Source organism: Agarivorans sp. B2Z047, assembly GCF_023373605.1.
GTDB lineage: Bacteria > Pseudomonadota > Gammaproteobacteria > Enterobacterales > Celerinatantimonadaceae > Agarivorans > Agarivorans albus.
Window position 1 is genome coordinate 2231632 of the sequence record NZ_CP088080.1, and the last position, 12303, is coordinate 2243934.

Annotated in this window: 15 protein-coding genes; 9 read left to right on the plus strand and 6 right to left on the minus strand. The window is 43.7% G+C overall.

Annotated elements, in window-relative coordinates:
• Positions 1–66: 66 nt before the first annotated feature.
• Positions 67–891, plus strand: a complete 825-nt coding sequence (locus LQZ07_RS10240; RefSeq protein WP_152786053.1) for an ABC transporter substrate-binding protein — start codon at positions 67–69, stop codon at positions 889–891.
• A 31-nt stretch (positions 892–922) separates the two neighbouring features.
• Here LQZ07_RS10240 and LQZ07_RS10245 read toward each other — a convergent pair whose 3' ends face one another.
• Positions 923–1147, minus strand: coding sequence for a hypothetical protein (locus LQZ07_RS10245; protein WP_152786055.1), 225 nt, complete (start codon positions 1145–1147; stop codon positions 923–925).
• A gap of 156 nt (positions 1148–1303) precedes the next feature.
• Between LQZ07_RS10245 and LQZ07_RS10250 the strand changes: the two genes are divergently transcribed.
• The 4 genes from LQZ07_RS10250 (at position 1304) to LQZ07_RS10265 (ending at position 3593) form a co-directional block, all read left to right on the plus strand.
• Positions 1304–1963: a sugar MFS transporter gene (locus tag LQZ07_RS10250; RefSeq protein WP_227981680.1), complete on the plus strand. Its 660-nt coding sequence runs from the start codon at positions 1304–1306 to the stop codon at positions 1961–1963.
• Positions 1964–1977: 14 nt separating this feature from the next.
• Entirely contained in the window at positions 1978–2496 is a 519-nt protein-coding gene (locus LQZ07_RS10255) for a sugar MFS transporter (protein WP_227981682.1), read from the plus strand.
• A 20-nt stretch (positions 2497–2516) separates the two neighbouring features.
• Positions 2517–3056 carry a phosphoribosyltransferase gene (locus LQZ07_RS10260; RefSeq protein ID WP_152786057.1) on the plus strand — a complete coding sequence of 180 codons (540 nt, stop codon included), beginning with the start codon at positions 2517–2519 and terminating at the stop codon, positions 3054–3056.
• A 141-nt stretch (positions 3057–3197) separates the two neighbouring features.
• Positions 3198–3593 carry an ACT domain-containing protein gene (locus LQZ07_RS10265; RefSeq protein WP_152786059.1) on the plus strand — a complete coding sequence of 132 codons (396 nt, stop codon included), beginning with the start codon at positions 3198–3200 and terminating at the stop codon, positions 3591–3593.
• Positions 3594–3717: 124 nt separating this feature from the next.
• On the opposite strand, the gene LQZ07_RS10270 is transcribed toward LQZ07_RS10265, so the two are convergent.
• Entirely contained in the window at positions 3718–4071 is a 354-nt protein-coding gene (locus LQZ07_RS10270; RefSeq protein ID WP_152786061.1) for a HopJ type III effector protein, read from the minus strand.
• A gap of 81 nt (positions 4072–4152) precedes the next feature.
• Positions 4153–5073: a DMT family transporter gene (locus LQZ07_RS10275; RefSeq protein ID WP_152786063.1), complete on the minus strand. Its 921-nt coding sequence runs from the start codon at positions 5071–5073 to the stop codon at positions 4153–4155.
• A 111-nt stretch (positions 5074–5184) separates the two neighbouring features.
• Here LQZ07_RS10275 and LQZ07_RS10280 point away from each other — a divergent pair, with 111 nt between their 5' ends.
• From LQZ07_RS10280 to prfH, 3 genes are all read left to right on the plus strand, one after another.
• Complete coding sequence (locus tag LQZ07_RS10280) at positions 5185–6099, plus strand: LysR family transcriptional regulator (protein ID WP_152786065.1); 915 nt, start codon at positions 5185–5187, stop codon at positions 6097–6099.
• Between the two features lie 334 nt (positions 6100–6433).
• Complete coding sequence (locus LQZ07_RS10285; RefSeq protein WP_152786067.1) at positions 6434–7594, plus strand: RNA ligase RtcB family protein; 1161 nt, start codon at positions 6434–6436, stop codon at positions 7592–7594.
• Positions 7591–8220, plus strand: coding sequence for a peptide chain release factor H (gene prfH / locus LQZ07_RS10290; protein ID WP_152786069.1), 630 nt, complete (start codon positions 7591–7593; stop codon positions 8218–8220). The genes LQZ07_RS10285 and prfH overlap by 4 nt, the downstream gene beginning before the upstream one ends.
• Positions 8221–8352: 132 nt before the next feature.
• Here the strand turns inward: prfH and LQZ07_RS10295 are convergent, their stop codons facing one another.
• Complete coding sequence (locus LQZ07_RS10295) at positions 8353–8850, minus strand: GNAT family N-acetyltransferase (RefSeq protein ID WP_249483626.1); 498 nt, start codon at positions 8848–8850, stop codon at positions 8353–8355.
• 277 nt (positions 8851–9127) lie between these two features.
• Between LQZ07_RS10295 and LQZ07_RS10300 the strand changes: the two genes are divergently transcribed.
• Complete coding sequence (locus LQZ07_RS10300) at positions 9128–9733, plus strand: nitroreductase family protein (RefSeq protein WP_152786071.1); 606 nt, start codon at positions 9128–9130, stop codon at positions 9731–9733.
• A 70-nt stretch (positions 9734–9803) separates the two neighbouring features.
• Here the strand turns inward: LQZ07_RS10300 and LQZ07_RS10305 are convergent, their stop codons facing one another.
• On the minus strand, positions 9804–11003 hold the full coding sequence (locus LQZ07_RS10305; protein ID WP_152786073.1) for a urate hydroxylase PuuD: 1200 nt from the start codon (positions 11001–11003) through the stop codon (positions 9804–9806).
• On the minus strand, positions 10984–12303 hold the full coding sequence (guaD, locus tag LQZ07_RS10310; protein WP_152786075.1) for a guanine deaminase: 1320 nt from the start codon (positions 12301–12303) through the stop codon (positions 10984–10986). The genes LQZ07_RS10305 and guaD overlap by 20 nt, the downstream gene beginning before the upstream one ends.

The following is a 12303-nucleotide window of genomic DNA, read 5'->3' on the forward strand; positions in this document are numbered from 1 at the left end:
GCAAGCTTGCTAACTAAGTACTTAGCGCTAACCTTAAATACAGGTTGTATTTAAGGAAGCTACGCAATGTCCGCGTTTACCAAAACCTTATTCTTGATTGTCGCACTCAGCAGCTCTCAGTGGGTGTCAGCCTCCGAGCTAACTATTTGTAATCGAATAGTGGTAACCGGTAATGCCGAATACCCTCCCATATTATGGCGAGACCAAAATCACCCCGGCAAGCTTACTGGCCTAGCCATAGAACTACTTGAGTTGGCTTTAATGGACACTGAAATTAGTGTCGACGCTCGTGATCGAGGCGTATGGGCAAGAGCATTGCAAGAAGCCAAACATGGTGAAATCGATATGTTAGCGGGAGCCTTTCTAACCAATGAGCGAAAAGAATACATGGACTACATTGTGCCGCAGTTTACTGACGTTCCCAGTGTTGTTTGGACCAAAAAAGGTAACGAATTTAATTATCAAAAATGGGAAGACTTGTTAGACCGACGCGGAGGCACCTTAGTAAATAACAGCTTTGGTCAAGACTTTGATGCTTACGCCAAAAAGAACCTGAAAATACTTAGCAGTGCATCGGCTGAGCGCTCTTTTGCCATGTTGTTGGCCGACCGCTTCGATTATGTGCTTTACGAGTTATACCAGGGCTTAACTATTTTGGAATCGGCGGGCTTAAAATCTAAAGTGGTTGCTTTAGATAACCCAATCTCAATTGAAGGTTTGTATTTCACTTTTTCAAAAAAATCAGGTTGTAATAGTGAAGCATTAAGGCGTCATTTAAGTGAACGAGTCACTCAGCTTACTAAGTTTAATACCTTCGAACGTTTATTCGACAAACACATGCAAGCATGGTTATTGCAGCAATCTAATTTTGGCGTGGTGCAGCGAGATTAAGTACTCAATTGGGCTTAGTGACTAAGCGTATTCACCTTTGATTTGTCACTTTCTCTGCACTGACTGCGGTGTTGGCTTCTTGCCAACCGCGGGTTTCATTAATAAGCTGTTCAACCATCTCGGCATTACCAACAATAACCCCTTCTTCTAAGACCACCAAGCTATTGTTCCGCTCTTCAATCTGAAAATTAGTGCGGATGATTTCGTTGTCACGATATCCGGCAGAATTGAAAAAACGAATTTTGTAAGTATTCATGCCTTTACCTCTATTTGAAGAGCAAAGAATTGCCTTTCATCATTAACTGAGAGTTTTGTTGTATTTTATGAGAGAAAATCGCTATTAAGCAATCGGAGTGAAGAGTATTGTTCAGTTACTTTGATGTTCATCTGTCTTACCTAGTGAGTAACTGAAATGCTATTGCTGTTAGCGATTATTTACCTTGCGTTTATTAGCCTTGGTTTGCCCGACTCACTATTGGGCTCATCGTGGCCAATCATGCGGGGCGACCTAGACGCCAGCCTCGAATTTGCCGGCGTAATTTCTATTGTTGTTAGCTCAGGAACAGTGGTGTCGAGTCTAGTATCTACTCGGCTTACTCATTACTTTGGCACCGGTAAAGTGGTAGCTGTAAGTGTACTAATGACTGCGATTGCTTTATTTGGCTTTAGCTTAACTTACAGCGCTTGGTTACTGGTGCTTTTGGCTGTGCCTTTGGGCTTAGGTGCGGGCGCAGTGGATGCCGCTTTAAATAACTTTGTCGCGATAAACTACAAAGCCAAACATATGAATTACCTGCACTCTTTCTGGGGTGTTGGTGCCACCGCTGGCCCTTTGATTATGGCGCTTTATCTGAGTCAGCAACAAGGTTGGCGCGACGGTTACGCCAGTATTTCTTATATTCAGTTTGCCTTAGTTGCTGTATTGCTGTTGGCTTTGCCGCTGTGGCGACGCGCAACCAGCGAGAATTTAGCAGCAAGCGGCGAGCAGCATACACCGCTAAGCAATGCTACAGCTTTTAAAATGAAAGGCGTTAAGCTGCAATTGCTTACTTTTTTTGTTATTGCTCCTTAGAAGCGGGGACTGGCTTGTGGGCCGCTAGTTACTTAATTAGTCAGCAGCAGGTAAGTGCCGCTAATGCTGCTTTTTGGACAGCTATGTACTTTTTGGGGATAACGCTGGGGCGCTTTATATGTGGATTTGTTTCTGAGCGAATTGCAGAAGATAAGCTAGTTCGTGGTGGAGTATTGACTATTTTTGTTGGCGTTATGTTTTTGCTGATACCAGCTTGGCCAATGCTGGCTAAAATAGGCTTAATGTTTATCGGCTTTGGTTGTGCGCCTATCTATCCAAATACTATTCATCTAACGCCACAAAGGTTTGGCAAGCAAGCATCGCAGACCATTATTGGTTTATCGATGGCTTGCGCCTATGTTGGCACTACCTTAATGCCTCCGTTTATCGGCTTATTGGCTGCATCAAGTTCTTTTGTGGTCCTGCCAATCGCATTGCTAGTGTTTAGTGGTTTAATGATGTTTAGCACTGAGCGACTGAAACTCTGGCCGCAGTCGCAGCCAACAAAAAGCGATCAGCCAGCCATCACTTAGTTCAAGTACAAAGGGTTTTTATGGGAAACGAACACATCGGCGAGCTGGTGTTAAGCCAGCAACAAATTAGCCAAGGAGTAAGTACGGTAGCTAAGCAACTCAATCACTTGTATGAAGGCAAAACGGTTGTGCTGATTACGGTAGTTCCGGGGGGAATTTTATTTACCGCTGATCTGGTGCGCCAGTTAAACTTTGATGTTGAAATGGATTACATCTCTTGCCCACATACAACTGGCGATCGGCAGAACAACTCCACCATTGTTTATCATCAAAATATCGAAATTAACAATAAGCCAGTGATTGTAATTGATGATGCCATAGAGTCTGGCGGCACAATGCAGCGGCTTATTGCCCATCTAAGTACTCAGTTCTCACCCTCATCTTTGGCTATAGCTAGTTTGTTGGTAAAGCCCGGTCGAGTGGATATTCCAGTAAAGCAACATTTTGCGCATTTAATGGACAGCGACGATATGCTGGTGGGTTATGGTTTACCTTGGAACAACTTGAACCGCAACCTTCCTTATATCTCTAAACTAAACACGGTAGATGATAAGCAATAAATCTAACTACCCAAAGGAGTTAAAGATTTAGGGTAAGCTAACAGATAGCTTGCTATGTTCGTGGGGAATGGGGGAAACCACTAAGTATTTTGCCCATGGTTTTATACAATAAAGGTGCATTCACAAAAGGATTTTGCCAGCATGTCAGGAATTACAGATTTAGATGAGCTCTTAAGGTCTATGCATCCTAAGTTGATAGATGCAGAGTTTGTATTTTGCACGGTTCCCGGAGGTATTAGCGAATACTTGGAACTAGAACCTGTAGCCACTTTTATAGAATCTGAAGGTTTAACACTTGTTGTTAAAAAGGCAGCGGCTAAAGCAGCTGGCTTGGAATATGAGGGCTCATTCAGCCAGATTACCTTAACAGTGCACTCTAGCTTAGAGGCTGTTGGGCTAACCGCAGCGGTTGCCAACAAGCTCGCATCAAAAGGTATAAGTGCGAACGTAATTGCTGCCTATTATCACGATCATGTATTTGTGCAAACCGACAAAGCAAAAGCAGCAATGCAGGCCTTACAAGAGTTTGGCGTTTAGGTTTGCTAAGTGCGGTTTAAAGTCTGCAGTCATTGCCGAGTAGTGCAGCTTTTTGAGGGGCTCTGAGAAGCGGTGAAGATGATACTAGCGAAGTAAAAAGCCGCATTAAGCGGCTTTTTACGTTTTAAGCTTTAACGCTTAAGGCAGGTTGGCTGAAGCTAATGCCATCCCAACCGTTTTTAATAAACTGGCGAATATTTTGGTGGTCGTCACTGTATGGCGTAGACAATACATCTTGATAGTATTGACCAAACAAGGCTAGGGTTTGTTGTTTGCTTAATCCGTTTAATTGACCAAAAGCAAATACTTTGCATGAGCCTGAGTTTTCACCTTCGGCATTATGTTGCTTGCCGTTGCTAAATGCACTTGGCGTGAACTCGTAGTTTGCATCAATAATTTTCATACTATCTTCAAAGCGAATTTGATCGGGATCTTTAGTAAGAACTTCAACAAAGTTAGCGATATCTGCCTGTGCCATGAGTTACGTCCTGTAGTATTGGTTTATTCGCGCTTACCTTATTTGAGAATATTGCCTCGGGTCAAGAAAAAATCATCTGTTTCAACTATTGTCATTTTGAATAATTAGCATTGCAAAAAACACCAGTATTGCGCCAGGCAATAATCGCCATGATAGTTGCTCAAACCCCATACTTACTGTAAGCACTAAAACCAATAGAGGCGTTAAGTAACTGTAGGCTGCCACTTTGGTGGGGCCAAGGCGCACCGTACCTATTTGCAGCAAGAAAAAGGTAGTTAGGGTAGTGAATAACGCTAAATAGCCAATGCCAGCATAAGCTTTTAGGGGGACTGCTAACCAATTAATCTCATTTAAGCTGTTGAGTGAAAGTAGCAACAAAAACAGGCTGCCAAATGTTAAGACCCAAAATGTCATTAGTTCTTGTGGCTCGCCTTGGTAAAGCTTTTTCATTAAGGGGTTATAAATACTTAAAGCGACACAGCCGAGCAAAAACAGCAAGTCTCCTTGATTTAGCGTTAATGCAAACAGCGCATTAACATCACCGCGAAATACAATCCATAAAGCGCCCAAAGTACCCATTGTTAAACCCACCGCTCTCTGTAGTTTTAAGGCTTGGCCTAGGATAAAAAAGCTAGTAAGGGCGGTAATGGCAGGCAATGTTGTATATAAAGCACCGGTGTTTAACGCGCTGGTATGGCGCAGCGCTTCAAACATACACCAAAAAAATATCACCAAGGGTACGCTCAGCAATGCATATCCCATTAAGGTTTTACCGGAAGGTAACGTTAATCCGTTTCTGTACAACACATAGGGGGCAAATAACAAAGCCGCAGTGAGGAAGCGCAAAAACATCATCACTACTGGAGGTAATGCGTGGGTAATCGCCGCGCCGACTGGGAAAGAGCTAGCGACTAGCGTAACCATTAGCAGCATCAAGCCATGGGTTGCCAAATGGTTGTTGTTTAAGCTTGGCTTAGTGTGAGTGTAGTTTGGGTTTAGCATGGCAAATACCGCGTTATTCAGTCATGCCGCCAGTGTAATAATATTTATATTGACTGATAATCCCTCTATTTTGATAATAACTGTTGAGATTAAGTTGACAGTGGTGAGCGCATGGACGGATTTGCAGCAATTCCTGTATTTGTAGCAGTAGTTGAACATGGTGGGTTTTCGCCTGCAGCGCGTAGTTTGGGGATCTCCAAGTCGGCAGTAAGTAAGCGGATTAATCTACTCGAACAGCAACTTGGGGTTAAATTACTGCACCGTACTACCCGTAAACTGAGTTTAACCGAAGCGGGTAAGCATTATTTTGAGCATGCGGTAAAAGCCAATAATGCCGCAAAAGATGCCCAAGATGCGGTTGCCCAATTGCAGGGGGAGCCACAAGGTTTGCTGCGCATTAACACGCCTATGTCTTTTGGCCGTTTACATATAGCACCGCTGATAGCCAAGTTTTTGCAGCGTTATACTAAAATTACTATTGATATGGTGATGGACGACAAAGTTGTCGACTTGGTGGCCGAAGGTTTTGACGTAGCAATACGAGCCGGAAACTTGCCCGATTCATCATTAATTGTGCGTAAACTTGCTCCGCTAAAAAGCGTGTTATGCGCCTCTCCAGAGTATTTAAAGCATTATGGTATACCGCAAACTATTGAACAATTAGCCGCCCACAATTGCCTTCAGTTTAGCTATTCTCGAGATGTAAAAGAATGGACATTTATGCGTGATGGACAATCACAATCAATAGACGTAAAAGGCAATTATCGAGTGAATAACAGTGAAGCTTTGCGCGAAGCCATGTTGCAAGGATTAGGCATTGGGCGCTTACCCACTTTTGTGGCTGGGCCAGATATTGTAGCGGGGCGTTTAATTAAGCTGTTAGACCAATACCAAATGCCAAACCAAAGCATTTACGCAGTGTTTTCAGAGCGTCAATTTTTGCCTGCCAAGGTGAGAGCTTTTGTCGATTTTGCCATAGAGCACTTAGCTGCAGAACAGCCATATTGGGAGCTTAAGGATAAATAGTGGTGTGGGGTTTATGCTTGCTAATTTTTGTTCCCATCATAGCGATATGTTTAGCTTTTTTTTAACTAACAATTATTTAATCATTGATTTTAAAGAATTGTTTGCCTAGTATCGACGCTCAATTAATTATCAATTTATCTGCGAAGGAGAAATATCATGACTAAATCAACCACAACCTTTGCAGGTCTAGCTGGGTAAAAGTTTTTATTGTTGAGCTTGTTATCTCTAACTGTCTACTCATATAAGAACTAGAAACCTTCCGCTTTATTTCCTTTCAGAAAAAGACCTGCCAATTCGTTTTATGTTTTAAATCCTTTTAAAAGGAATTGGTATTATGGGCAAATCCGTCCAAAAAATTACTGACAAAGTTAGCCTTATTGCATCCAAAAATACTTGGGTCGAGGGGCTAGCAATACAACAATTAATAAAAACTTCTGAGCTACCTAGCATGAACTTAGTTGCTGGTATGCCTGATTTTCACCCCGGTAGAGGATACCCAATTGGTGCTGCATTCCATACGTTAGATAAAGTGTATCCGGCGTTGGTTGGGAACGATATAGGGTGTGGTATGGCCTTATGGCAAACATCAACCAAGTTAGCTAAATTAAATTTGCTCAAGTTAGAGAGAAAACTTAAACATGTGGAAATGCCATTAGATGACGCTTGGTTACCCATCATCGCTAGAAGGAAGCAAGAAAAGCGCATTATCAATTCATGTTTTGACAATGCGTTTGGGACAATCGGCGGCGGTAATCACTTTGCTGAGTTTCAAGCTATTGAAGAAGTTTTTAACCAACAAGCTATAGATGAGTTAGGACTAGATCGTAAGAGGCTTCAATTACTGGTTCATTCAGGATCGCGAGGCTTAGGTCAATCGATACTGCTTGAACATGTCACTAAGTATAGCCATGGCGGGTTGTCAACAGACAGCAAAGACTTTGGAGATTACATCTCAAAACACGACGAAGCGGTGCGTTGGGCAGAACTTAATCGAGAGCTTATTGCTTTGCGCTTTATTGATGCCATTAATGCGTCAGGCACTATGTCTATGGATGTTAACCATAACCTCGTTACTGCGAAAAAAGTGGCTAATCAAAATGGATGGTTACATAGAAAAGGTGCGACACCTAGTGATCAAGGTTATGTGGTGATTCCAGGTTCCCGTGGCGATTACACCTATCTAGTTAAACCAATTAATGCTTACACACAATCTAGCAATTTGTTTTCTTTAGCTCATGGAGCAGGGAGAAAATGGAAGCGTGGAGAATGCCAAGGCCGCTTAAGCCATAAATATAAACGCGAGGATATGATTAACACTGCCCTAGGCAGTAGAGTAGTTTGCGGAAGTAAGGAACTACTATATGACGAAGCTCCTCAAGCTTATAAAAGCAGTGAAAGTGTTATTTCTGACATGCTCAACGCTGGGTTAATTGAGTTAGTTGCTAAGTTGCGCCCGGTGTTAACGTTTAAAACTAACGGGAGTTGTGGGGGATGATCTTATTGCAGTTTTCTGCAGGGCAAGGTCCAATCGAATGTTGTCGAGCTGTGGCTTTAGCGCTTAAGGTAATTGAAAATCAGTGCAACAAAAGATTGATAGATATGGAACTAATTGAGGCCAATGAGGCGGAAGTTAGTGGCTGTCTGAAGTCTGCCTTACTAAAGCTAGACGCTACAAATTCAAAAGACGCATCGCAGCTAGCAACTGAGTGGCAAGGCGCATTGTTGTGGGTTTGCCAAAGCCAGTTTAGGCCACAACATAAGCGCAGAAACTGGTACTTTAGTGGGCGTTGCTTTGAAGTAGATGACCTTAAATATGATGCCGAGTTAAGGTTTCAAACCTGCCGCGCCTCTGGTGCTGGTGGCCAACATGTTAACACTACTGATTCGGCCGTTCGAGCGACACATGTGAACTCTGGACTATCGGTGAGAGTTGAAAGTGAGCGCAGTCAACACGCTAATAAACGTTTAGCTCGAGCGTTGTTGCTGCAAAAGTTGGAATTAACCAAGCTAGATAAAATGGGCCAGCAGGAAAAATCACGCTGGCTTCAACATTTGCAAGTTGAGCGCGGTAATCCAGTGAAGACCTTTAAAGGTGAGAGGTTTAAGTTGGTCAATTCTTAGTTATGAACAAGACCTTGCCGCCTCATTTAGTTAAAGGTGGCAAGGTTTTTTTAGTCACTAACATCGCCTTGTCATTGCTAGTTAGCACTTGTTTATAGTTGCCTGTGAGCGGCTAAGCATTGGCCACATAAGTTATTCTGCACGCCATTTAGGATTAATAATCGCCCAGCGTTCGTGGTCTTTCCATCCTTTACCACCAATGTTTAAGTAGTTTTTTGATAGACCTTCTTTCACGAATCCTGCTTTTGCCACTAATGCTATTGAAGCTTTATTGGCTGGTTGGATATTGGCTTCTAAGCGATGCAGATTGAGTTCTTCGAAGGCTTCTTTTAATACTAAGCGGATGCCTGCTCGCATATAGCCTTGGGCTTGGTGAGGATGAAAGACTTCGTAACTAAGGTAAGCTGATTGAAAGTGGCCGCGAATGATAGCCGAGATATTAAAAGTACCTACTATTTCACCCGTTGCTTGCAGGCAAACAAAATAGCGGTGTTCTTCTTCTAAATAAGCGCGCACATTTTTTGGCGGATAGCTCCAAGGGCGATGAAATATCTCACTGTTTTGATAGCACTCGCTTAGCTCTTCTAAATCGCTGCGCTCGGGTTTTCTTATATACAGTTCTTGGCCCACACCTTATACCTTAGCTTGCTAAAACGTCGCTAGAAACTTAAGTATTTTAGCGAATTATTTTTGCTAAAGGCTAATCAATATTCCAGTTATTGCTCACAATTTTTGTTGAATATAAAGGACGCTAAAAGCACTTTTCTAAGACAATTGTATAGTTTTTCTCAACAGTTTCTTTTGCAAAAGCGGGATTATCATTTAAACCCTGTGGAATTAAGCTGGTGGCAACTTAAGTCAAGGTCTTAAGTTTCACCAAATTACTTACAAAGCTTAAGGAACAACCATGGAACTATTTACAGCCATTGAGCAACGTCGCGCCGTTAAGCATTTCGATTCAGGCGAACAAATGAGTGAGCGAGATTTCCAGAAAATGATGGAAGCGGTGTTGTTATCGCCCACCTCTTACAACATTCAGCATTGGCGATTTGTAAGAGTGAGCAATGCCGAGGTGCGAGAGCAAGTTGGTGAAGCTGCTTGGGGCCAACCACAAGTGACAGAGGCTTCGGAGTTATTGGTGTTATGTGCTGACACTCAAGCTTGGGCTAAGCAACCAGAGCGCTATTGGCAAAATGTAGACGCTAAAGCGCAGGGTGTTTTGGTAGATATGCTAGCTAGTTTTTATCACGGCAAAGATCAGTTGCAACGTGATGAAGCGATGCGCTCGTGCGGCATGGCAGCCCAAACCTTAATGCTAGCAGCGAAAGGCTTGGGTTATGATACTTGCCCAATGATAGGTTTTGATGCTGGCCAATTGGCTGAGGTTATTAAACTGCCCCAAGATCATGTGATTGGTATGATCATCGCCATTGGCAAAGCGGCTGAACCGGCAGGTGTACGCGGGGGACAATTAGCGATGCACCAGGTGTTGATGCAAAACCATTTTGTTTAAACTTAAAGATAGAGATAAACCCAGGCTGTATTTGTAACAGCTTGGGTTATATATTCCGTTGAGATCAGCTTTAGTTGCTTAAATGTTGATTAAGTAATTTTCGTTCGCTATCAGTCATTTGGGTTTTGTTCAAAAACGGCATATCTTGGCTAACAAATGAGCGTTCTACAATCCGTGCTTTCCAGCGCTCTACATCTTGCCAAGTATCTAAATTTACCCCGCCTGGTGCTGCGGTGAAGGTGTCGTCTGTAGGCATGCGGCTGTGACAAGTGGTACAGCGCTGCTGAATAATTGCCATTACTTGGCCCTGCTCGGCGTTTAGCTCATTGTTGTTTTGATCTTGAACCTGCACTGAGCGATTAGCGTTACTCCAGCTTAAAAACACCGCCAGTAACAGCAAACCTGCAGCGCCGCTGACAATAATGCTGGGCTTTTGAACGCCTTGGTGCTTTAGGTTGAAGTAATGGCGGATCCAAGCGCTTAAGCCGATCAGCGCACAGAGGATTAACCAACTATGGCTGTGCTGATAAATCATTGGATAGTGGTTACTAATCATCAAGAAAATGACTGGCAAGGTGAGGTAGTTATTATGCACCGAGCGCTTTTTTGCTTCGAGACCGGGCGCTGGGTCAACGGGCTCGCCAGCGCTAACTTGCGCCACCATTTGTCGCTGTCCTGGGATGATCTTGATCCACACATTAGCCACCATAATGGTGCCAATTAATGCGCCCATATGGATAAAGGCACCACGGCCGCTAAATACTTGAGTAAAACCATAACAAAACAGTGCACCTATAACGATTAAACAAAGGCTTAAGGGCAAAGGTTTGTTAGCGATGGGTGAGCGCAGTAAACCTTCATAAATGGCAAAACCAAGCGCAATCCCGCCAACTCCCAAACCAACAGCTTGATAGCTGGTTAAAGCCATAACTTGTGGATCAATTAGGTAGGCATCGGCGCGAAGGTAGTACATCCAAAACAGCAGCAATGTGCCACTAAGCCAAGTGCTATAGGCTTCCCATTTAAACCAATGGAGTTTTTCTGGCATTTTTTCTGGGCCCACTTGGTACTTGGCTACTTCGTAAAAACCGCCGCCATGCACCGCCCACAAATCGCCTTTAATGCCTTTTTGCTTTTTCCATTCTGGCGGCGTTTTTAAGTTGTTATCTAACCAAACAAAATAAAAGCTAGCGCCTATCCATGCAATGCCTGCAATGACATGAAACCATTTAATAAAGAGGGCTAACCATTCATACAGCTGTGGCCACATAGTGTTGTCCTTTTTTGTAAACTTGCTTACCTGCTACATAGGTGGCGTTTATAACGCGGTCATCACCTAGGGTATTTATGGCAAATAACTTCTCACTTAAGCTGCTGGCTTTATTTAAGCGCTGGCTAAGCATCGGAGTGGGTTGCATATCTAGTTCAATAAAATCGGCTTCGCTGCCTGCATTTAAATTGCCCACTTGCCTTTCAATACCCATCGCCACTGCTGCACCTTGAGTACATAAATATAATGAATCGAAAGGGCTTAAGCTGGCTTGTTGCAGCTGGCAAACTTTGTAGGCATCGGCTTGGTTTGCAAACATACTTAAGCTGGTGCCGCCGCCTACATCACTAGCAAGCGCTACGGCCACGCCATTGGCTTGGGCGCGTTGGTAGTTAAATAAACCGCTGCCTAAAAACAAGTTAGATGAAGGGCAAAAGTTAATGGTTGCGCCTGAGCTTGCTAAGGCTAGATATTCACGGTCGGTAAGATGAATGCCATGGCCAAATAGCGAACGTTCGCGTACCAAGTCATGCGCTTCGTACACTGCCAGATAGTCAGAGTAATCGGGGAATAGCTCGTTAATCCACTGTACTTCGGTGGGGTTTTCCGACAAATGAGTTTGAATAAAGCTATCTGGGTGTTCTTTGGCTAACTGACCCGCTTTAGCTAATTGCTCTTCGCTGCTGGTAGGCGCAAAACGCGGTGTGATTGCGTAGAGTTGCCGGCCATTTTTGTGCCATTGCTCCAGCAGTCGCTTGCTCTCTCGATAGCCAGATTCAGCGCTATCTTGCAGGGCGGTGGGGCAGTTTCTGTCCATCAATACTTTGCCGCAAATCATTCGTGCATTGTAGCTTTCTGCCGCCTCAAAAAAGCTGCTTACCGATTGCGGGTGAACGGTTGCATACACACTGGCGGTAGTGGTGCCGTGGGCAAACAGTTGTTGCAAAAAGAACTCGGCTTGGGCACGAGCATAGGCAGCTTCAACAAATTGTTGCTCAGCAGGAAAGGTGTAAGTGTTTAACCAATCCAATAGTTGCTTGCCATAGCTGGCAATAATCTCTACCTGAGGGTAGTGCACATGGCTGTCGATAAGCCCCGGAATAATAAGGCCATGATGCTGTATAACAGCCGCTTGTATTTCGGGGCTGTTGCGTAAGTAATCTTGCGCATCCCCAAGGTGTTGAACAAGACCATCCTCAACAACCAATATGCCATCATGTAAGTATTGGTAGTTATCGCTCGGTGCAATAGTGGCCTTAGGAAAGTGTAAAATACTCCCGCGGTGGAACTGTCGCGTCAT

What these genes read in the sequence shown, in the direction of transcription:
- LQZ07_RS10280 (WP_152786065.1), top strand. Translation starts at nt 5,185, where the DNA reads ATGGACGGATTTGCAGCAATTCCTGTATTTGTAGCAGTAGTTGAACAT.
- LQZ07_RS10265 (WP_152786059.1), top strand. Translation starts at nt 3,198, where the DNA reads ATGTCAGGAATTACAGATTTAGATGAGCTCTTAAGGTCTATGCATCCT.
- LQZ07_RS10260 (WP_152786057.1), top strand. Translation starts at nt 2,517, where the DNA reads ATGGGAAACGAACACATCGGCGAGCTGGTGTTAAGCCAGCAACAAATT.
- LQZ07_RS10250 (WP_227981680.1), top strand. Translation starts at nt 1,304, where the DNA reads ATGCTATTGCTGTTAGCGATTATTTACCTTGCGTTTATTAGCCTTGGT.
- prfH (WP_152786069.1), top strand. Translation starts at nt 7,591, where the DNA reads ATGATCTTATTGCAGTTTTCTGCAGGGCAAGGTCCAATCGAATGTTGT.
- LQZ07_RS10285 (WP_152786067.1), top strand. Translation starts at nt 6,434, where the DNA reads ATGGGCAAATCCGTCCAAAAAATTACTGACAAAGTTAGCCTTATTGCA.
- LQZ07_RS10300 (WP_152786071.1), top strand. Translation starts at nt 9,128, where the DNA reads ATGGAACTATTTACAGCCATTGAGCAACGTCGCGCCGTTAAGCATTTC.
- LQZ07_RS10305 (WP_152786073.1), bottom strand. Translation starts at nt 11,003, where the DNA reads ATGTGGCCACAGCTGTATGAATGGTTAGCCCTCTTTATTAAATGGTTT.
- guaD (WP_152786075.1), bottom strand. Translation starts at nt 12,303, where the DNA reads ATGACGCGACAGTTCCACCGCGGGAGTATTTTACACTTTCCTAAGGCC.
- LQZ07_RS10275 (WP_152786063.1), bottom strand. Translation starts at nt 5,073, where the DNA reads ATGCTAAACCCAAACTACACTCACACTAAGCCAAGCTTAAACAACAAC.
- LQZ07_RS10270 (WP_152786061.1), bottom strand. Translation starts at nt 4,071, where the DNA reads ATGGCACAGGCAGATATCGCTAACTTTGTTGAAGTTCTTACTAAAGAT.
- LQZ07_RS10245 (WP_152786055.1), bottom strand. Translation starts at nt 1,147, where the DNA reads ATGAATACTTACAAAATTCGTTTTTTCAATTCTGCCGGATATCGTGAC.
- LQZ07_RS10240 (WP_152786053.1), top strand. Translation starts at nt 67, where the DNA reads ATGTCCGCGTTTACCAAAACCTTATTCTTGATTGTCGCACTCAGCAGC.